The organism is Pseudomonas entomophila, from assembly GCF_029478665.1.
GTDB lineage: Bacteria > Pseudomonadota > Gammaproteobacteria > Pseudomonadales > Pseudomonadaceae > Aquipseudomonas > Aquipseudomonas entomophila_F.
Genome location: NZ_JARPQB010000024.1, coordinates 58141 through 76105 on the forward strand (window position 1 = coordinate 58141; position 17965 = coordinate 76105).

General features: G+C 61.2%; 20 protein-coding genes and 1 pseudogene. 8 read left to right on the top strand and 13 right to left on the bottom strand.

Going from position 1 to position 17965, the window contains the following annotated elements:
• Positions 1-89: 89 nt before the first annotated feature.
• From P5705_RS14130 to P5705_RS14190, 13 genes are all read right to left on the bottom strand, one after another.
• Entirely contained in the window at positions 90-1583 is a 1494-nt protein-coding gene (locus P5705_RS14130) for a hypothetical protein (protein ID WP_277461438.1), read from the bottom strand.
• A gap of 153 nt (positions 1584-1736) precedes the next feature.
• A complete protein-coding gene (locus tag P5705_RS14135; protein WP_277461439.1) occupies positions 1737-2138 on the bottom strand; it encodes a YscW family type III secretion system pilotin in 402 nt (133 codons plus the stop codon).
• A gap of 64 nt (positions 2139-2202) precedes the next feature.
• On the bottom strand, positions 2203-3360 hold the full coding sequence (sctB, locus tag P5705_RS14140; RefSeq protein WP_277461440.1) for a type III secretion system translocon subunit SctB: 1158 nt from the start codon (positions 3358-3360) through the stop codon (positions 2203-2205).
• A 9-nt stretch (positions 3361-3369) separates the two neighbouring features.
• Positions 3370-4515, bottom strand: coding sequence for a type III secretion system translocon subunit SctE (gene sctE, locus P5705_RS14145; protein WP_277461441.1), 1146 nt, complete (start codon positions 4513-4515; stop codon positions 3370-3372).
• A 3-nt stretch (positions 4516-4518) separates the two neighbouring features.
• The gene (locus P5705_RS14150) at positions 4519-5004 is read right to left on the bottom strand and encodes a SycD/LcrH family type III secretion system chaperone (RefSeq protein WP_277461442.1); all 486 of its coding nucleotides are present in this window, start codon (positions 5002-5004) and stop codon (positions 4519-4521) included.
• A 10-nt stretch (positions 5005-5014) separates the two neighbouring features.
• Positions 5015-5992: a virulence-associated V antigen gene (locus P5705_RS14155; RefSeq protein WP_277461443.1), complete on the bottom strand. Its 978-nt coding sequence runs from the start codon at positions 5990-5992 to the stop codon at positions 5015-5017.
• A 68-nt stretch (positions 5993-6060) separates the two neighbouring features.
• Positions 6061-6495: an LcrR family type III secretion system chaperone gene (locus tag P5705_RS14160; RefSeq protein ID WP_277461444.1), complete on the bottom strand. Its 435-nt coding sequence runs from the start codon at positions 6493-6495 to the stop codon at positions 6061-6063.
• A 62-nt stretch (positions 6496-6557) separates the two neighbouring features.
• The gene (gene sctV / locus P5705_RS14165) at positions 6558-8660 is read right to left on the bottom strand and encodes a type III secretion system export apparatus subunit SctV (protein ID WP_277461445.1); all 2103 of its coding nucleotides are present in this window, start codon (positions 8658-8660) and stop codon (positions 6558-6560) included.
• Positions 8644-8985, bottom strand: coding sequence for a type III secretion protein (locus tag P5705_RS14170; RefSeq protein WP_277461446.1), 342 nt, complete (start codon positions 8983-8985; stop codon positions 8644-8646). Before P5705_RS14170 ends, sctV begins: the two co-directional genes overlap by 17 nt.
• Positions 8986-8989: 4 nt before the next feature.
• The gene (locus P5705_RS14175; protein WP_277461447.1) at positions 8990-9346 is read right to left on the bottom strand and encodes a hypothetical protein; all 357 of its coding nucleotides are present in this window, start codon (positions 9344-9346) and stop codon (positions 8990-8992) included.
• Complete coding sequence (gene sycN / locus P5705_RS14180; RefSeq protein WP_277461448.1) at positions 9343-9714, bottom strand: type III secretion chaperone SycN; 372 nt, start codon at positions 9712-9714, stop codon at positions 9343-9345. Before sycN ends, P5705_RS14175 begins: the two co-directional genes overlap by 4 nt.
• Before the next feature lie 9 nt (positions 9715-9723).
• On the bottom strand, positions 9724-9999 hold the full coding sequence (locus tag P5705_RS14185; protein ID WP_277461449.1) for a TyeA family type III secretion system gatekeeper subunit: 276 nt from the start codon (positions 9997-9999) through the stop codon (positions 9724-9726).
• Positions 9996-10730 (bottom strand): hypothetical protein, encoded by a 735-nt coding sequence (locus tag P5705_RS14190; protein WP_277461450.1) that lies wholly within the window; start codon positions 10728-10730, stop codon positions 9996-9998. Before P5705_RS14190 ends, P5705_RS14185 begins: the two co-directional genes overlap by 4 nt.
• A gap of 235 nt (positions 10731-10965) precedes the next feature.
• On the opposite strand from P5705_RS14190, the gene sctN reads away from it, so the two are divergent.
• The 8 genes and pseudogenes from sctN to sctU all read left to right on the top strand — a co-directional run bounded on the left by sctN (position 10966) and on the right by sctU (position 17851).
• A complete protein-coding gene (gene sctN, locus P5705_RS14195) occupies positions 10966-12294 on the top strand; it encodes a type III secretion system ATPase SctN (RefSeq protein ID WP_277461451.1) in 1329 nt (442 codons plus the stop codon).
• Entirely contained in the window at positions 12285-12752 is a 468-nt protein-coding gene (gene sctO, locus P5705_RS14200; RefSeq protein ID WP_277461452.1) for a type III secretion system stalk subunit SctO, read from the top strand. The genes sctN and sctO overlap by 10 nt, the downstream gene beginning before the upstream one ends.
• Before the next feature lie 1099 nt (positions 12753-13851).
• A pseudogene (locus P5705_RS14205) lies at positions 13852-14178 on the top strand (type III secretion system needle length determinant); the annotation flags it as partial.
• The gene (sctQ, locus tag P5705_RS14210) at positions 14175-15101 is read left to right on the top strand and encodes a type III secretion system cytoplasmic ring protein SctQ (RefSeq protein ID WP_277461453.1); all 927 of its coding nucleotides are present in this window, start codon (positions 14175-14177) and stop codon (positions 15099-15101) included. The pseudogene P5705_RS14205 and the gene sctQ, both read left to right, overlap by 4 nt.
• Positions 15098-15751, top strand: a complete 654-nt coding sequence (gene sctR / locus P5705_RS14215; RefSeq protein WP_277461454.1) for a type III secretion system export apparatus subunit SctR — start codon at positions 15098-15100, stop codon at positions 15749-15751. Before sctQ ends, sctR begins: the two co-directional genes overlap by 4 nt.
• A gap of 2 nt (positions 15752-15753) precedes the next feature.
• Complete coding sequence (gene sctS, locus P5705_RS14220) at positions 15754-16020, top strand: type III secretion system export apparatus subunit SctS (protein WP_277461455.1); 267 nt, start codon at positions 15754-15756, stop codon at positions 16018-16020.
• The gene (gene sctT / locus P5705_RS14225) at positions 16017-16805 is read left to right on the top strand and encodes a type III secretion system export apparatus subunit SctT (protein ID WP_277461456.1); all 789 of its coding nucleotides are present in this window, start codon (positions 16017-16019) and stop codon (positions 16803-16805) included. Before sctS ends, sctT begins: the two co-directional genes overlap by 4 nt.
• Positions 16802-17851: a type III secretion system export apparatus subunit SctU gene (sctU, locus tag P5705_RS14230; protein ID WP_277461457.1), complete on the top strand. Its 1050-nt coding sequence runs from the start codon at positions 16802-16804 to the stop codon at positions 17849-17851. The genes sctT and sctU overlap by 4 nt, the downstream gene beginning before the upstream one ends.
• Positions 17852-17965: the final 114 nt, after the last annotated feature.

The window sequence follows — 17965 nt, forward strand, 5'->3', positions numbered from 1 at the left end:
CTCAACCCATTGAGGGTTCAGTAACAGGGCGCGGATGATAAATCAGCGTCAGCTTGCCCTCAAGCCAGAGTGGCAATATGACGCAGCCGCTATCTTGAGGCACCCCCGACGCGCTGGATTTCCTGCATCAGGTTACGCAGTGCTTGCGGTTGCTGGTAATCGACATGCCTGCCGATAAAACCTGCCATCGCTTTGAATGCTTGCGCATAACACGTTTTCGAATCCTCGCCGGGCTCAAACAGGCTCGCATCATGCAAGCTGGCCAAGTCAGGGATGCTGGCGATCAACGTGCCAGGGATCAACTCCTCGACGGATTTGGCACCAAACGCGCCGTTGCCGCCCAACCCTGAGAGTACCGCGGCCCTGTCCCCTTCGTTCCAGTCATGAGCGCACTCGATGGACAAAGGGTTCCCCTTGCCCCCGTTGACCGCCATGCTGTCGACAGGAAACTCGCCGAACACATCAATTGCCTTCGCCATTTTCTGGGCCAAGGCGCAACCTCGCTGATTCAGCACCCAAGTGCCCTCGCCCGAAGTTTCAAAGAACTGTGCCTTGAAGCTGGCGGATGTGTCAGGGGCTTGCGCGCACTCACCCAACAACTTGAGGAAGCGCGGGGCACGCTGCTCGATTTCTTCATGCGAGGGCCGCGCCACGCCCTTGAGCACATGGCGGCCGGTATCGGCCACCGAGGTGAAGCACGTCAATGCCAGGAGCGCCTTGGCCGCTTCTGGATCCTTGGCATTGTCGAGCAGATTGGCCAACGTACCTTCCTTGGCCATGCGTTCCACTACCGTACCCAGGAAAAAACCACCGTCTTCCAGCTTCATCAGGCTGAAGTAAGTACCCGCGGCGTTCACCGCAAGGGCAACTTTGTGCATGCAGGCACGTTCATCATCCGTCAGGCCATGGGCCAGCTCCGCCATCAGTGCGGCGGTGCCGACTTCGTTAGCTGCGGGATAGCGCAAGTTACCAACACCGACACCCGGCCGTCCTTCGATGATTTGCCCGTGATCGTGCAGGTAGGCGATGCCCTCCCCGAGGGACTTGTAAGGTGCTTTGCACAAGGCGCTCACGTCACTGGCCATTTCGCACGCGTGCCCCATCTGCTTGCCATTGTCCTTGGTTGCCCCGTGGTACGGCAGGCCCAGGCTGTTCAACATAGCGTCCAAGGGCCGGACGCCTTGGTCATCGGCCTGATTATTCTGGTCGAGCAACTTCTTGAACGCCCCCTCGGCCAATGCCATTTCACCCTGGGTGATCGAAGTGGCGATGTTTCCGAACAGATGCTTCACCGCAGCCGCGCGGTCATCCGCAAAACCGTCGTCGACGAACCGCACTGTGCTCAACAGGCGATCGGCCAATTGCTCGGGGCGCACAGGAAATGCTTGGCAAGCAAAGGCATTGGGGAACTTCTCTGCCAGCGCTTGAATCAACTGATCCGTGGATGCGTAGCCACCAAAGCCAAAACATTCCAGCTTTTTCAAGGGGTCGACAGCCGTCGACATTCCAACAGGGGTGCACGAATCAATCGCACCTACAGCACGTGAGTTAATAGCGCTGGTACTTACACTTGGCAGTGTCATGGGATTACCTTCAGACCAATAGAGTCAACAAAAAAATTCAACCAGGAGCCCTTACACCTGCCCGCAGTCGACGCGTTACTCTATGGTTGTAAAACAACCCAAACTTCAAACGCTCGTCGTGATTTTTTAGCCAGTCAGCGCATTCTAATATCGTTAATCCATTGCGCCATTCGTACAGTACGGATAACACACGCGCGGTATCAGCAGCAGTTTTCCAGGGTGACCTGGCCGCACAACTTTCATTACCTGCGCCTGCACGGCCCCTCCCTCCTGCCATGACAACTGCGCCTTGATCAAGCCGATGCCACTCCCCAACACACGGCTGTCCACGGTGAAGTCGTAGTACAGCGGCAACATGCTGGTCTGATAACGCTGCTGCCCGATCAATCGCTGCTGCCCACCGACCTGTGTATAGAGCTCCAGGTTCAGATAGCCTGCTCGTGTCAACGGTGGCTGAAGGTCGACGCGGCCATGCAGATCGGTGATTGCCATCGGTACGCCAACGCAACCACCCAGCGACAGGAGGGCCGCCAGGTTTAGATAAAGGGCTTTCATGATGTCGTTCCGCTATCCTGGACGGCGGCGCCTGAAGGCACCGCCGGGACAAGGGTTGAGTGCGTTATGCGCCGACGGCAATCGCTCGCTTGGTCTGGTTGGCCTGGGTGGTCAACTCATTGAGCAGTTGCCTGAGCTCCCTCATGAAATCCTCGGAGGCCTTGATCAGGTCGACGAATTTCTGCTTGTTGCCATCGTGGACGCCGGCTTCGATGTCGAACTCTTTGGAGTCGGCGCCGATGAAGGTTTGTTTGGTCTGGAAAGATGAACCCAACAACTTGTCCACTGTTCCAAGGAAAGCCTTGACCAGATCCACGGCACCTTCACGCTTCTTGCCGCTTTCGACCAGTCGATCAAGTGCCGTCTGGACTTCCTTCAAACGATGTTTGTCCACCCCGGCGAAGAACTCGTCGTCCGGCATGTCCGATCCAGCTGGAACCTGCCTGGCATTTTGCGAGGTGATATCCTCAACCCCTTGCGCGTTCTTTTGGCGATATTCATCCATCCCGGCAAAGAACTCATTGTCCGAAATATCCGGGTCAACCGATGCCGTGCTGGTATTTTGCAGGGCGTTGCCCTCAGCCTGCTGCGCGCTCTTCAGGCGATACTCGTCAAACCCAGCAAAGAACTCCTCGTTGGAGATATCCGGCTCAGGCGCGACGGCCTTGGACGTCGGGGGAGTGACCTCGACTGATTTCGGTACCGGATTGAGATCCTTAGGCGCCGCCAGCCTTTCCTGGATGTCGGCCAGATCACGGTCCAACAGCTTCTGCTGACCTCCCTGGCTCAACCCCTTGCCGAAATTGAACCCTGTCGATGCTGTTCCAGCCACGCCAGCGACACCTGAGATCACGGCGGTCGCGATCTGCCAGTTGCCGCTGTTGCGGGTTTCGTCAACCTGCGACTGCTTGGCGGCCAGCGCGGCCTTGGCCTCGGTAGACTTCTGCTTCTCGTAGGACTCCTTGATCTTCTTGCTGAGTTCAGCCAGCAGCAGAACCAGTTGCACATCGAGGTCGAGCTTGCTGACTGTCTGAGGGGAAACCTTGTTGCCTGGCGCGTTCGGCTGGTCCAGTGAAACCCCATTCGCACCCTTGTTCACAGCCTTCTTCCACTCGGCCGCTTGATACGGTACAGACCCCGACTCAGTGGCCTTGGAATTTTCCGGGCTATGGCGTACGCCATCAATCTGCGGGATGCTGGCATTTACATTCAATGTAGTCATGATCGGTCCTCAAGCAGTCTGCGGGAGACGCGCCAGGTTGTGTTGGCTCTGACCGCGGGCGGCCATCAACTTGCTCAGCGTTGCGAAAATGGCCTGGAAGGCTTCGAGCACCTGCTGCAGCACCTCGCCCATGCGCTCCAGCAACTCCTGCTGCGCCTGCAGCTCCATCCGCGACTGCTCGAGGTTGGCGCGCTTGAAGGTGGAATCGGCAGTGAGCGCGCCATTGACAGTCTGGGTAACGGTGTTACCGCCATTGACCGCCAAGTCGGCGACCGGCAGGGCATTCTTCAGGGTTTGCGCGATGCCGCTCGACGACGATGCGGCCCGGCTGCCCAACTGAGCGAGGCTCTTCAAGGCATTGCCCACCTTCTCGGCCATCTGCGCGATCTTTGGCGCAACCTTGGAGGCGAACTTGGCCAGCATGCCCGCGGCGCCACCGCCGAAGGTCACCACTGCGCTGGCAACGGCGACGATCACCTCCATAGCGGTCATCACCGGCCCCAGTACCGCCATGACTTCCTTACTGATCAGACCGGCCTTGGCGCACTCTTGCAGCGCGCAGGAAACCAAGCCCACCACCCCGCCGGCGATCATCAGCGCACCAGCGACAGCCCCCACGCCCGTGGCGACCATGATCGCACCCACCACCACGGCGAATGCCGCGCCAATCCAACCGAAGATACGTGCCGCCAGGCCAGACTTCTGCGCTTTGGTCCCGGCCTCGAGCGACTTCTGCAACTTGTCGTCGTTCTCTTTCATCTTCTCCTTGTTTTCCAGGGTCAGGCGGTTGATATCCTCGAGCTGCAGCTTCGACTGCAACTCCTTGAGCGACGCCAGCTTGGGGGCGAGCGCAGCGATGAAGTCCTCGGTCGACATGAACCCCTTCATCTCGCTCGCCCTGGGCACCAGCTTGCCGAAAACTTCGACCAGGTTGTTGACCACGGCCAGCACTTTCTTTTCGCCCCCCGGCGCAACACCGTCGTATTCGCCGGGCCTGTCCAGGCGCACCCCAGCCCATGGCTTCGGCCCGGTAGCGGCGCTCTCCTTGCTGACCACCAGCTCCTCTCGCTGCACAGGGCGGCGGCGGACCGTGGTACCCGCATCGACGTCGAGTGGCGGACGGTCGATGTTGCTCACACTTGAAACATCAGTCATTGCTCATTCCTCTTTTTGGCTTGCAATGTGTTCCAGCATCAGGTCCGCGCGCGCGCCAATCTCCGCCTGTTCAGGGCAAGCTTCGGCAAGCGCGCGGGCCGAATAGAAGCCGCTTTCGGCGGCGACCCAATCGCCCAGTTCGACGTGGCATTCGGCGGCATGGAAGGGAAACCGAGGCTCCTTGACATCCACCATCGCGCCGTAGGCGTAGCACTGGATGGCCAAGTCGTATTGCTTGAGCCCCTGGCGGCAGGCCCCCAGGCCCAGCCAGAACCGCGGGTCGTACTGGTTCAGTACACTCAAGCCTCTGAAAAAGGTCTCGGCCTCCTGCAGTTTTCCGGACTGGTAATAACCGTGGGCAAGGGCATAGAACTGATCCAGTTCCACATCACTGATGCCCTTTAACATCGCCAGGGTCCCGCCTTGGTTCATGAAGGCTTCGATGGCCGAGTCAATATCGTTTTGCGGGGTAGCGGTAGAGGGTGTCATGCACGAATCCTTAAACAGCCCGGAGAATTTCATTCAACAGGTCGAAGTACTTTTTAATGAAGGAATTCAAACTTTCCGTGGCTGTGTCGTAACGACCCGTCGCGTCCTTCAAGATGACGCTTTGTTGCGAGACCTTGTCATTGACCGAGCGCGCTCGGTCACCAACGGATTGGGAAAACGCCGCGACAGGGTTATTATCCTTGTCATAACTGTAAATCTCTTGGACAGCGACAGGGCTACTTTCCTTACGCGGACCTGGCACGTCATCCCGGGTTCTGCCCGATAGAAACCCACCAATAGTGATATACTCCGGCGGCCCTGCTACAAACGTATCCAGGCCGCTCAGCAATTTATATTCAGGACTACTTTTCCACGCTTCATCCGTGGCATACCCAAACAGCTTTCTATTATTAAGACCCCCGCTTCCCATATCCCCAGTCATGAAAATGCTTTTATTCGCAACTGCCGTATTGATCAGCGCCTGTATATAAGCAAAAATTTTCGACTCTGCCGCCAGGCTCTCCAGAAGCTCTTTAGTCTCCTTGCGCTTCCCATCGCTTTTCTTCATTGCCTCAAGGTAGGCGTCGATGACATCCTGATCCAAGCGCTTGCCCGTGACAGGTTCATCCTTCACCCCCTTGAAAAGAATACCCGGCGGAGCCGCTTGCATACCTAGCAGCAAGGACTTCAACGATATGATTCGCGAGGGATCGGCCCCGGCGTAGCCCGCCACCTGCCGCTCCCAGGCTTCCACCAGCGCGGTTTCACCGCCCTGCCCACGCCCGGACGAAACGATATCCGGCAACCGCTCGCATAGCGCCTTGATCTGCGCATCGCTCAATGGCCTTCCGGTATCATCCACAATGGTCAGGCCATGACGCCGAATCGACTTGCCGAGCTGCTCTGTGATGGAATAATGCGCATTAGCGCCCGATGAGCCGTCCTGCATCAGGACAGCATTAAGTTGCGTACGATCGACCGTTGCCATGTGACAGACTCCGCTGGGAAATGACGAGCACTGGGGAGCAGCCTAATCACCCTCGTGGTCGATCACCGTCAGCGGGCGGCGGTATTTTTTAGATTGCGCATTTCCTGCCACGAACGAACTCGCCCCACTTCCAACTCGAACCAGCCTGGACTGACTTCCACGGCACCGGCCCAATCCCGGTAGAAATAACCTAGGCGCTCTGCGCGAAGGGGGCTGCCTAGCAACATCTCGACATTGCCGTAAAGCGTATAATTCGCGCCATACTCTTCCCGTACTGCCCGCGCCAAGAGTGCCAACGCGCTGAATGAATTCCCCAGCCCGGCGCGCTTGTTCCCTCGACGAAACATGACAATCCACACACGCAACCCCTCACAGCGCCAGCACACTTCACATCCACCATAAGTGAACTGCCAACCCAGTTGAATAGACGTATCAAGCCAATAATAAGGTTGCACCGGATGGCCGTGCGCAGCCATCCACTCAGCGATTTCATCTGAATTCATCAGTCACCCATTGAATATTAAGTCAGGCGGCAATTTTGCATTGCCGCACCTCATTCAGCCGATCAGGGTGTTACTCGCCCGAGGGGTTGAATATTTATTTGCTGGGTCAGTTCCTGAAAGGACAACACTGGCAGGTTGTAGTAATCGCTCTCGATCAACTTGCGCACATAACGGCGTATATCCATCGATACCACCAGCACTGGCTTGGCCTGCATCTGGGCCAAATCACCTACTGTTTCCCTGACTTTGTGCAGGAACGCTTCGCTGACCTCAGGCTCCAGGGCGAGGTAAGCCCCCGCGCTGGTCTGACGGATGCCCGCGCGGATCTGTTCCTCGATTTCCTGGTCAAGCAGGTAGGCCGGCAGCACGTTGTTGCCACTGGCGTACTTGTAGCAAATGTAACGCTTGAGGTTGCCACGGATGTACTCGGTCAACTGCACCACATCCTTCTCTTTCTGCCCCCATTCGACCATTGCCTCGAGAATCGAACGCAGGTTGCGAATGGAGATGTCCTCGCCAACCAGGCGCTGGAGGATCTCGGTGATCCGCTGCAACGGCAAGATCCTCTGCACCTCCTTCACCAGCTCGGCAAAGCCCTGCTCCATCTGCTCGAGCACATAGCGCGTTTCCTGGATGCCGATGAAGTCACCGGCATACTCGCGCAACACCTGCGTGAGGTGCCAACTGAGCACTTGGTCCATGGCCAGGAAACTGCACCCGGCGTGCCGCAGGCGCTCCTTGTGCTGCTCGCCCACCCACAAGGTCGGCTGCCCGGGCAGGATCGCCTCGCCCTCCTCGAACGCCACCCCCATCAGCTCCAGCTGGCTGGCCTTCTCCTGCACCAGCCATTGATCAGGGCGCAAGCGCCCGCGCGCCACGGGCACTTCTTGCAGCTGGATCAGGTATTCACCGGGCTGCAGCGCTTCGTTGAACCTCAGGTGGATACCCGGGAACGGCACACCATAATCCATGTACAGCGCCCGCCGGACCCTGACCAGCTCGTCGTTCAACGACAACGCTTCGAGCGCTTTCTGCAACCCCGCATCCACATCGATCAGCAGCGGCACGGTCATGGCGAACTCAGCCTTGTCGGCGCCCTTGCCACCTGGCATCGCCTTGGGCTTGACCGTCGGCGCGCCGGCACCTTGCGCCAGCAAAGTGGGGAGGTCCTGCGGCCCGGATGCGCCCCCCTGCTTGCTGGCGCGCAGCGCCCAGAACCCGCCACCACCGACCACCGCCGCCAACAGCAGGAACACCGCAACCGGGAAGCCGGGGATCAGGCTCAGCAATACCAGCAGCGCGCCGCCCAGCAGCAACGCCTTGGGTTGCGCCATGACCTGCGCACCGATGTCGGCACCCAGGTCCAGGGCGCTGTCCGACGAACCACGGGTCACGATGATGCCCGCCGTGATCGCGATCAGCAGCGCGGGGACCTGGGCGACCATGCCGTCGCCGATGGTGAGGATCGAATAGAGATGCGCCGCCTCACCGGCGCTCAGGCCTTTCTGCATCACGCCGATGGTGATACCGGCCAGGATGTTGACCACGATGATGATCAGGCTGGCGATGGCATCGCCCTTGACGAACTTCATCGCGCCATCCATCGCGCCGAACATCTGGCTCTCCTTCTCGATGGTCGCCCGCCGGTCACGGGCCTCGTTGACATCGATGACATTGGCTCGCAGGTCGCCGTCGATACTCATCTGCTTGCCCGGCATGGCATCCAGGGAAAAGCGCGCGCTCACCTCAGCCACACGCTCGGCCCCCTTGGTGATGACCAGGAATTGCACGATGGTGATGATCAGGAACAGGATGCAGCCCACCACCAGGTTGCCGCCGGCGACGAAGCTGCCAAAGGTATGGACGATCTCGCCGGCATCGGCCTCCAGCAGGATCATCCGCGTGGTGCTGACCGAAATCGCCAGGCGGAACAAGGTCGTCACCAGCAGCACGGCCGGGAACACCGAGAACTGCAACGGGGTGTTGACATAGATCGAGATCATCATCAGCACCACCGAGATGGTGATATTCAGGCCGATCAACACATCCAGCAACAGCGGCGGCAGCGGCAAGACCATCATCAACAGCACCGCCAGCAGCATTGCCGCCAGCATGACGTCCTTGCGCGTGCCGATCCTTACCAGCAGTTCAGACAACTTGTTCATCGACACCCTTCTGCTTCAGGTAATGGTCGTAGGTGTCCCGCGCTGCCGCCAATTGCCCATTCAACTGATGCGCTCGGCTCTGGCAGAACCACAGCGTCGCGGCACGCTCACCCAGGCTGCGCAAGTGCGCGCACTGCGCCAGGGCCGCTACACCCTCGCCGGCCTCCAGCAGCGCAACCAGCAGCATACGGCGGGCCTCGACATGTTCGGGGCGTGCCTGCAATTGCAGCTCCAACAGGTCGATCGCACGCGCTGCCTGCCCACACTGCAATGCCAGCCAGGCGAGCAGCAGCAAGAGATCCTGCTGCCTTGCATTGAGCTTCATGAATTCATACCTCGATCAATAATTGGACGAGCATCTGCAACTGGCGCTCGTCGTCTTCGCGCTCACCGAGCCAGCGGGCCGCGGGATGGTCGCACTCGCGCATCGCGTTCCTGAGTTCGTCTCGCGCGCGGCGGTAAGCCTGCGGGCTCAGCAACTCGGCGAAGGCGCCCGTGGAAGGCCGGGCATAGGCAGCCAGCGCCTGCTGCGACTGGTTGGCGGGATAGAGCCTGGGGATCTGCGCCGCGACCTGTTCACCGCAGGGCGTGAGCGGTATGCGCAGCGACCAGTCGACAACGTCGGGCCCCTCGCCGCCGCGATCAGCAGGCAGCAACTCAGCCGCCCATCCACTTGCCCGGATCATCGGCCCTGCACCTGTGCACGGGCAGCGAGCAGCGTTGCGTAGGCCTGTTGCAGGGTGGGTAGTGACACCCGCTGCTCATCCAGCGTGATGAACAGCAACAGCTCGACTTCCCCCACCCAGCCGCAACGCAGCGGCAACGACGGCGCAACCCGGCTGCAGATCAACCTTAGCGCCCGCTCGACCATCGCCGGGGCATCAAAATGCGGGACTTCGAGCACCAGCCAGAGTGTCAGTTGCCTGTCATGCCTTTCCAGTTGCAGCAGGCCCGTTTCTTCGAAATGCAAGCTGACCAATGCCCGCTGCGCAAGCGGCAGATCCAGTTCAAAACCCTGGCAAAACTGCACCAGCGCCTCTTCACACCAATCCATGACTCACCCTCATAACCCCAGTCGCTGGTCTTCTTCCTCGTCGACGGCGCGATCGAGCACCTGCTGGCAGACCTCCAGCAGTTGCTCGCGCTGATCGTCATCGACGAATACATAGAGTGGTAACAGGCGGAGCAATCGCTTGAGCTCGCGGTAGTAATGAATGCGCTGCACGACATCCTCAAGGCCCATCGCATCGGCCAGGCGCTGCATGTCGTGCGGCCCGACCCAACGTTTCTCGATCAGGGCCACCAGATCACCTGTCAGTTCCGTGGCACCGTAGGTCATCGCCCCTCCCCTTGCGCGAAGAGCCGGGCAACCGGCTCCTGGATGCCCTTCAGAATCAGACGGGTCAGCGCCACGCCCGCCATGGCACGCAGGTAGCGGACGTTATCGGCCGCGCGCGACATCTGAGCGCCCGGAACATGGAAGGCGCCCAGCTCCGCGGCGAACTCCTTCATTACGTAACCTGTCGCAACGCCCAGCGGCACATCGGGATACTTTCCGCGAATGTATTGGAACACCTCGCGAATGTTCAGGATGAGCCTCGATGCACCGGGAACACCTTGCTCCCCCAGTTTTCTCAGCCCCTTCAGATCCGACTCGACGCCATCGACCGCCTGGTTAAGGCGCAGCCCCAACCTGACGGCATTGTCATCTTCCTGGTCGGGCAGCCGCCATCCGGGCCGATCCACCGCATCGGCAACCTGACCGGCGACCCGGTCCGAAGCCGCCCTCAGTTGCGCAAGGTCAGCCGGCTTCGTGAACTCCTCGCGCGCCCGGGCAAGCATGGCCTCCAGGGAGTGGACGTTCTCGACAGGCCTGGTCTGCTGTTCCTTCTTGCGCTGCGCTTGCAGCTCCGCCTCCCTGGCACGATCAAGCTTCTGCACTTCGTGGGTACGTGCAATCTGTACAGCATGCCCACCGGCAAGACTGCCAGCCCTGTCCGCGACCGAACCGAAACCGGTCTTCAGCTCGACCCCTCGCCCCTTGACCGGAGCGTCACCCCATGCAGGCATCGTTGACGGCGCACCTGGACGCCCACTCTCCACTATCGACGTAGCCATCACCGACCTCCCAAACCCATCGAAAGCCCGATTCTGCCTGTGGATGCGCCCAGCCACTGTCAGGCACGGCCGTGAGTTTTTAGTTTGATCGCCACATTGCTGAAACATAAAAAAATACGTCGCTCACTGGCAGCCTGCGCCCCGCCCACCTCTTAAAGTCATTGCAAATCAAGGCAAGAGCGTTTCCATGACCGCTGTACTCGTCGACCCCCTCCCGCGCATGGCCCAGGCCATCGAACAGGCCCAGTTGATCCAGGTGCGCGGCCGCGTCACCCAGGTGACGGGCACTGTCATCAAGGCCGTGGTGCCTGGCGCGCGCATCGGCGAGCTGTGTCGACTGCGCAATGCCCATGACAGCCTGGACATGATTGCCGAGGTTGTCGGCCTGCAGCAGCACCAGGCTATGCTGGTGCCGCTTGGCGAAATGATCGGTATCTGCGCCACCACCGAAGTGATCGCCACCGGCCAGACCCATCGCGTCGCTGTGGGGGAGCACCTGCTCGGCGCGGTTCTCGATGGTCTAGGCCGGCCGCTCGACAACCGCGGCGTGGCCGAGCCGGCCGCGTTCTATCCCGTGCACCAGGATGCCCCGCCGCCCTTGAGCCGACGCATGATCGAACGCGTACTTCCCCTGGGCGTGCGTTGCATCGATGGCCTTCTGGCATGCGGCGAAGGCCAGCGCATGGGCGTGTTCGCCGCCGCCGGCGGGGGCAAGAGCACCCTGCTGGCCAGCCTGATGCGCAACGCCGAAGCCGATGTGGTGGTGCTCGGCCTGATTGGCGAGCGCGGCCGCGAAGTGCGCGAGTTCATCGAGCACGACCTGGGCGAGGAAGGCATGCGCCATGCGGTGCTGGTCATCGCCACCTCCGACCGGCCCGCCATGGAGCGCGCCAAGGCCGCCTTCGTGGCGACCACCATCGCCGAATACTTCCGCGACCAGGGCAAACGCGTGCTGCTGCTGATGGACTCCGTCACCCGTTTCGCCAGGGCACAGCGCGAGATTGGCCTGGCCGCTGGCGAACCACCGACTCGCCGAGGCTTCCCACCGTCGGTGTTCGCCCAACTGCCGCGCCTGATGGAGCGCGCCGGGCAGTCCGACAAGGGCTCGATCACCGCGCTGTACACCGTGTTGGTGGAAGGCGACGACATGAACGAGCCGGTCGCCGAAGAGACCCGCTCAATCCTGGACGGCCACATCATCCTGTCCCAGGCCCTGGGCGCCGCCAACCACTACCCGGCGATCGACGTGCTGGCCTCGGTCAGCCGGGTCATGAACCAGATCGTGTCGGCCGAGCAGCGCCAGGCGGCCGGCCAGGCGCGCGAATGGCTGGCCAAATACAAGGAGGTAGAACTGTTGTTGAAGATCGGTGAATACCAGACCGGGCAGGACCCGGTCACCGACATGGCCATCGCCAAGCGCGATGCGCTCAATGCCTGGCTGCGCCAGGGCACCCACGAAGTCTCCAGCCTGGACGACAGCCTCGACCAACTGGTGGAACTGACGCGATGCCACTGACGACGTTGGTGCGCGTCAAGCACATCAGGCTGGACAAGGCCGAACGTGAGGCCCGGGTGCAGCTGGAGTGTCTCCAGCGCGCCGAGCAGGCCCATCACCAGAGCGTCGAGGCGGTGAACGATTATCGCGATTGGCGCCTGAATGAGGAGGCGTTGCTGTACCTGCGTCACCAGGACTCGCTGGTGAGTCGCAAGCTGCTGGAGCAATGGCAACGGCAAGTGGCCGTGATGCGTGAAAAGGAAACGGGGCTTGAGCAAGCAGTCGATGAGCATCGACGCACGCTTCAGAAGCAGCAGGCAATAGTGCGCCAATGCCAGGAGCAGTTGAAGAACGCCCAACAGCAAGCGGAAAAGTTCAACCAGTTGCAACAGGAAGCCTTTGCCCTCCAGCGGCTGGCCGACGAAACCAAGGAAGCAGCGGAACTCGACGAGTTCCGCTATTGCACGAGCGAAACCTGATGAAGATACCGACACTCGAGCGCGACGGCGCATCCGCGCCTGTCAGCGCACGCAGGCATTGCGAGCCTGCGGTCCAGGCCCAGTTCGAAAACAGCCTCGGCCACACCGAGGGGCCGCGGCGCAATGCCCATGGCCGCGGGGCAGATGAACCGACAGGTCCAGCACACCGCAAGAACGGCAGGCACCCTGGGCACGAACCCCGCCAGGCCCCTCAGCCTGCCGAGGCGGGCGCGCCCGACTTGTCGGGCTTGCTGCCCGCTCTGTTCACCAAGCCTGGAGTGACCGGTAATCAAGCGTCTGCCACGAACGCCAACCGTACTGTGCGATTACCCTCCACATCCGTGTCGGGCCGCTCACAATCGCAAGCAGGGCCGACAGTGCCAAGCGACGAATACAGCCCGGCCTCGAGCCGAGTGTCCGAGGCTATTGAACGCCTCGAGCCAAGCGAGAACCGGGCACCGGCCGAGGCGCTGCACGCGCCCGCCGGATGGCTGCCAGCGCGGTTTTCCCCAAGTCACATTGACTCGCAGGCAAAGCAGGCCACATCGAGCGATGAGCATCGCCCGAGCGACCGACGCGCACCTCACGACGCCGCGGTTTTCGCCAATGCACGCCTCGAAGCTAAATCCGCGACGCCCATACGTGAGCACCCATCAATGCCGGCCTGGGACTTGCGCAAACAGAGAGGCAAGCACCTCGAGCCGACCTTGGCACCCCCGCGTCCTGACCAGCGCTCACCACAGTCACGGCAAGAACCGAACCCTACCTTGCCAGCCACCGCCCAGGCGGCGATACCAGCAGCAAAGAGTGGCCACCCTGCCGAGCCGCCGCACCACTCGCCCGATGCCCCTCTCGGGCCCAACAAGCCTGAGCCTGTCGCCCCGCCCCTCCGGCCGCCAGGCCAGGCGACTGTCCAGGATCACGATCCTCGATCGAAGGGTATGGGCCATCTGGACAACCCAATGCGCCGTTCGCCTGCGCCACTGACGCCCCATGAAAAGGTGGAGCCCTCGCAAGCCCTCCCACCCGCCACACCCGGAGACCGCCTGTTGGCGACGCTTCAACCCCGCAGACACCGGCGGTACTTGCGCCGCGCGACCTCGAGCACCTGTGCACGGTCTTGCAGGCGCACCTGTACAGCGCCCCGGCACGCTCCGCGGGCGGCACCCTGCTGCGCGTCACCTTGCCCAGCATGGGCGCGGTCGAAATCCATCTGAGCAAGGTGCATGGCAGCTTGCAGATCGACATCCAATCATCGCCGGGCAACCTGCAGGCTCTGCAGCTGGCCCGTGGCGAACTGCTTGAGCGCCTGCACAGGCTGGACCCACAGCTGCAGGTCAGTCTGACCTACGGCGGCAACCCGGATCAGCAGCAAGGCTCCCGGCAACGTCGCACTATCCATGACGAATGGGAGCCCGACCAATGACCACCTTGAACCTGCCGAACGCCTCCCCGGCACTACTTGCCTTGCAGCGCCGGCTGAGCCGCTGCCGTACCCGCTATCCACTGGAGGCAGGGGTGGCGTGCCTGGCTGCGTGCCCGATACCCGAAACGCTCGACTGCAGGGTCAACCTGCATTGGCGGGGGCTTGCCTTGCAAGCGCGTTGCAACCGTGCGCTGTTGGCCAGCTGGCTGGCACCGGATCTTCAGGAGGCAGCCTTCGCCAACCTGCCGCTTGCGTTGCAATTGACCTTGCTGCAACGGCACGCCGCCCTGCTACCTGGCCTCACTGTCGAAGATATCGGCGCCACTGCGCTGGAGCCTGTCGGGCATGGCCTGCGTCTGACGCTCGGCGAAGACCTGCGTGAATTGCCGTTGTGGATCCTGGGCGATCTGGACGCGTTGCTCGAAAACCTGCCAGCCAGGCCCCTGCAAGAGTGCCTGCCACTCCCGCTGCAACTTTCGCTGCAATGGCCAGCCGTGACATTGCCGCTGCCGTCGTTGCGCACCTTGGCGCTCGGCGACGTGCTGCTGTTGCCGAGCGGACTGCACGACACCGAACAGGTGACTGGCCATGTTCAAGGCCGCGCCTGGGCCACCCTCCTTTTGCACGACAACCAATTCGAGATCATTACGATGCTGGACACCCTCCCCGACGAACCCACCTGTGACATCACCGACCTGGAGCAACTGCCGGTACAGGTCAACTTCGAAATCGGCCGCCAGACCCTCGACCTGCACACCCTGGCCACGCTCCAACCTGGCTCGCTGATCGACTTGGCGACGCCCCTGGATGGCGAGGTGCGGATCCTGGTCAACCAGCGCTGCATCGGCACCGGCGAACTGGTCGAGATCCAGGACCGCTTCGGTGTACGCGTGCAGCGCCTGCTGTCGGACGCACCGGCATGATCCAACTGCCCGACGAACTCAGCCTGATCCTCGGCCTGACCTTGCTGGCGCTGCTGCCCTTCCTGGCCGTGATGAGCACCTCGTTCATCAAGATGACCGTGGTGTTCTCGCTGCTGCGCAACGCCCTGGGCGTGCAACAGATCCCACCGAACATGGCCATGTACGGTTTGTCGATCATCCTGAGCATCTATGTCATGGCGCCTTGCGGGTTCGCCACCTACGACTACCTGCGCAGCCACGAGGTGAAACTGAGCGACGCCGATTCGGTGGAGCAGTTCCTCGCCGAAGGCATGGCCCCCTACCGCGACTTCCTCAAGCGGCAGGTCGACAGCCGCGAGCAGACCTTCTTCATCGACGGCACGCGCAAGCTCTGGCCCCAGGCCATCGCCGAGCGGGTCGACAACGACAGCCTGTTGATCCTGCTGCCCGCTTTCACCGTGAGCGAACTGACCCGCGCATTCGAAATCGGCTTCCTGATCTACCTGCCCTTCATCGCCATCGACCTGATCGTGTCCAACATCCTGCTGGCGATGGGCATGATGATGGTGTCGCCGATGACCATCTCGCTGCCGTTCAAGCTGCTCCTGTTCGTGTTGCTCGACGGCTGGGCGCGGCTGACCCATGGGCTGTTGCTCAGCTATGGAATGTAAACATGCATAACGCCGACGTACTCCACATGACCGGCCAATCGCTCTGGCTGGTGCTGATCCTGTCCATGCCCACCGTACTGGTCGCCGCGGCCGTCGGTACGTTGGTGTCGCTGGTGCAAGCCCTGACCCAGATCCAGGAGCAGACCCTGGGCTTCGTCGCCAAGTTGCTCGCAGTGGTGGTGACCCTGTTCATCACCGCGGGCTGGATGGGCAACGAGCTGTATAGCTACGCGGACCTGGTGCTGACCCGGATTCCGGGTATCCGATGAGCGTCCAGGACTTGCAGCACCTGATGCTGACCTACAGCCTGATCCTGCCTCGGCTGTTCAGCTGCTTCGTGGTCCTGCCGTTGCTTGGCAAGCAGAACCTGGGTGGCGGGTTGGTGCGCAACGGTGTGGCCTGCTCGCTGGCCTTGTACATTTACCCCATGGTCGCTGACACCTTGCCGGCAGATATCGACGGCCTGCAGCTGGCCGTGCTGATCGGCAAGGAAGTGGTGCTGGGCTTGCTGATCGGTTTCATCGCCAGCGTGCCGTTCTGGGCCATCGAGGCCACCGGCTTTCTCATCGACAACCAGCGCGGCGCCACCATGGCTTCGACCCTGAACCCGATGCTGGGCAGCCAGACCAGCCCCACCGGCCTGCTCCTGACCCAAACCCTGACTACCCTGTTCTTCAGCGGAGGAGCCTTCCTGACCCTGCTGGGTGCTTTGTTCCAAAGTTATGTGAGCTGGCCTGTCGGCACGTTCTTTCCGCATATCGGCAGCCAGTGGGTGGACTTCTTCTTTGGCCAGTTCTCGCAGTTGCTCCGCCTGTGCGTGTTGTGGGCCGCGCCCCTGGTCATCGCCATGTTCCTGGCTGAGTTCGGGCTGGCACTGATCAGCCGTTTCGCTCCTTCTCTGAATGTGTTCATCCTGGCGATGCCGATCAAGAGCCTGGTGGCCAGTCTCCTGCTGGTGGTGTATGTGAACATTCTCATGGGCCTGGCCCACGACAGCGTGCAAAAGACTCTCGACCCAGTGTCGCTGCTACGGCCAGTGATAGAGGCCCCATGAGCGAAAAGAATCAGCCGCCTACGCCAAAGAAGCTGCGTGACGCCCGAAAGAAAGGCCAGGTGGTCAAGAGCAAGGAGGTACCCTCCACACTGCTCATCCTCAGCCTGGTCGGTGTGATCATGGGCTGCTCCGACTATTACATGGCCCATTTCGCCAGCCTGATGCTGCTGCCCGAAAGTTTCATCCACCTGCCCTTTCGCCAGGCCCTGAGCCTGACAGTGGAAAGCTTGCTGCGCGAGTCGGCGCTCCTGTGCCTGCCGCTGCTGGCATTGGCCAGCCTGGCCGCGATCATCAGCCATCTGATGCAGACGGGCTTTCTCTTCACTACCGAGTCGATCAAGCCGGATATCAAGAAGATCAACCCTGTCGAAGGTGCGAAGAAGATCTTCTCGGTCAAGAGCCTGATCGAATTTCTCAAGTCGGCGCTGAAGGTGGGGCTGTTGACGGTGCTGGTCTGGATCACCCTGCGCAACGACCTGAGAACCCTGCTTCTGCTTCCCTACGCCGAACTGGCCAGTATCGGCGTGGTGGCGGGCTTGCTGCTGAAGAGCCTGTTGCTGATGTGCGCCGTGGGCTTTGTGCTGATTTGTGTCGCCGACTATGGCGTGGAGCGCTACCAGTTGCGTAAGCAGTTGCGCATGAGCAAGGACGAGATCAAGCGCGAACACAAGGAGATGGAAGGCAGCCCGGAAATCAAGGGCCAGCGTCGCAGGCTGCACCGCGAGCTGCAGAACGGCTCGATGCGCGCGGATGTGAAGCGCTCATCGGTGATCGTCACCAACCCCACCCATATCGCGGTAGGCATTCGCTACGAAGCGGGCGAGACCCCGCTGCCGCTGGTGACCTTGATGTTTACCGATGCCATGGCATTGCGCATCCGCAAGATCGCCGAAGAGGAAGGCGTGCCTGTGCTCGAGCGTGTTCCATTGGCACGTGCCCTGTATCAGGACGCGTTGGTGGACCAGTACATCCCTCGGGAGTTGATCGAGCCGACGGCCGAAGTGTTGCGTTGGTTGTACCAGCAAGGGCAGAAGAACCGCGCATAGGTGCACCGCCAGGGAGCCAACGGCAGGCATTGATTTTTGGCTGTCACGCCAGTGCATACCTTCTGCAGGCACTAGGTTCTGTATGAAAACCTTTGAAACCTCGCCGAAACCTCT

Excerpts from the sequence above, each read along its gene's own strand:
- sctQ (WP_277461453.1), top strand. The coding sequence starts at position 14,175 with ATGACCACCTTGAACCTGCCGAACGCCTCCCCGGCACTACTTGCCTTG.
- sctV (WP_277461445.1), bottom strand. The coding sequence starts at position 8,660 with ATGAACAAGTTGTCTGAACTGCTGGTAAGGATCGGCACGCGCAAGGAC.
- sctN (WP_277461451.1), top strand. The coding sequence starts at position 10,966 with ATGACCGCTGTACTCGTCGACCCCCTCCCGCGCATGGCCCAGGCCATC.
- sctE (WP_277461441.1), bottom strand. The coding sequence starts at position 4,515 with ATGACTGATGTTTCAAGTGTGAGCAACATCGACCGTCCGCCACTCGAC.
- sctS (WP_277461455.1), top strand. The coding sequence starts at position 15,754 with ATGCATAACGCCGACGTACTCCACATGACCGGCCAATCGCTCTGGCTG.
- sctT (WP_277461456.1), top strand. The coding sequence starts at position 16,017 with ATGAGCGTCCAGGACTTGCAGCACCTGATGCTGACCTACAGCCTGATC.
- P5705_RS14155 (WP_277461443.1), bottom strand. The coding sequence starts at position 5,992 with ATGGCAACGGTCGATCGTACGCAACTTAATGCTGTCCTGATGCAGGAC.
- sctU (WP_277461457.1), top strand. The coding sequence starts at position 16,802 with ATGAGCGAAAAGAATCAGCCGCCTACGCCAAAGAAGCTGCGTGACGCC.
- P5705_RS14185 (WP_277461449.1), bottom strand. The coding sequence starts at position 9,999 with ATGACCTACGGTGCCACGGAACTGACAGGTGATCTGGTGGCCCTGATC.
- P5705_RS14160 (WP_277461444.1), bottom strand. The coding sequence starts at position 6,495 with ATGAATTCAGATGAAATCGCTGAGTGGATGGCTGCGCACGGCCATCCG.
- sctO (WP_277461452.1), top strand. The coding sequence starts at position 12,285 with ATGCCACTGACGACGTTGGTGCGCGTCAAGCACATCAGGCTGGACAAG.
- P5705_RS14130 (WP_277461438.1), bottom strand. The coding sequence starts at position 1,583 with ATGACACTGCCAAGTGTAAGTACCAGCGCTATTAACTCACGTGCTGTA.
- P5705_RS14190 (WP_277461450.1), bottom strand. The coding sequence starts at position 10,730 with ATGCCTGCATGGGGTGACGCTCCGGTCAAGGGGCGAGGGGTCGAGCTG.
- P5705_RS14170 (WP_277461446.1), bottom strand. The coding sequence starts at position 8,985 with ATGAAGCTCAATGCAAGGCAGCAGGATCTCTTGCTGCTGCTCGCCTGG.
- P5705_RS14175 (WP_277461447.1), bottom strand. The coding sequence starts at position 9,346 with ATGATCCGGGCAAGTGGATGGGCGGCTGAGTTGCTGCCTGCTGATCGC.
- sctR (WP_277461454.1), top strand. The coding sequence starts at position 15,098 with ATGATCCAACTGCCCGACGAACTCAGCCTGATCCTCGGCCTGACCTTG.
- P5705_RS14150 (WP_277461442.1), bottom strand. The coding sequence starts at position 5,004 with ATGACACCCTCTACCGCTACCCCGCAAAACGATATTGACTCGGCCATC.
- sctB (WP_277461440.1), bottom strand. The coding sequence starts at position 3,360 with ATGACTACATTGAATGTAAATGCCAGCATCCCGCAGATTGATGGCGTA.
- P5705_RS14135 (WP_277461439.1), bottom strand. The coding sequence starts at position 2,138 with ATGAAAGCCCTTTATCTAAACCTGGCGGCCCTCCTGTCGCTGGGTGGT.
- sycN (WP_277461448.1), bottom strand. The coding sequence starts at position 9,714 with ATGGATTGGTGTGAAGAGGCGCTGGTGCAGTTTTGCCAGGGTTTTGAA.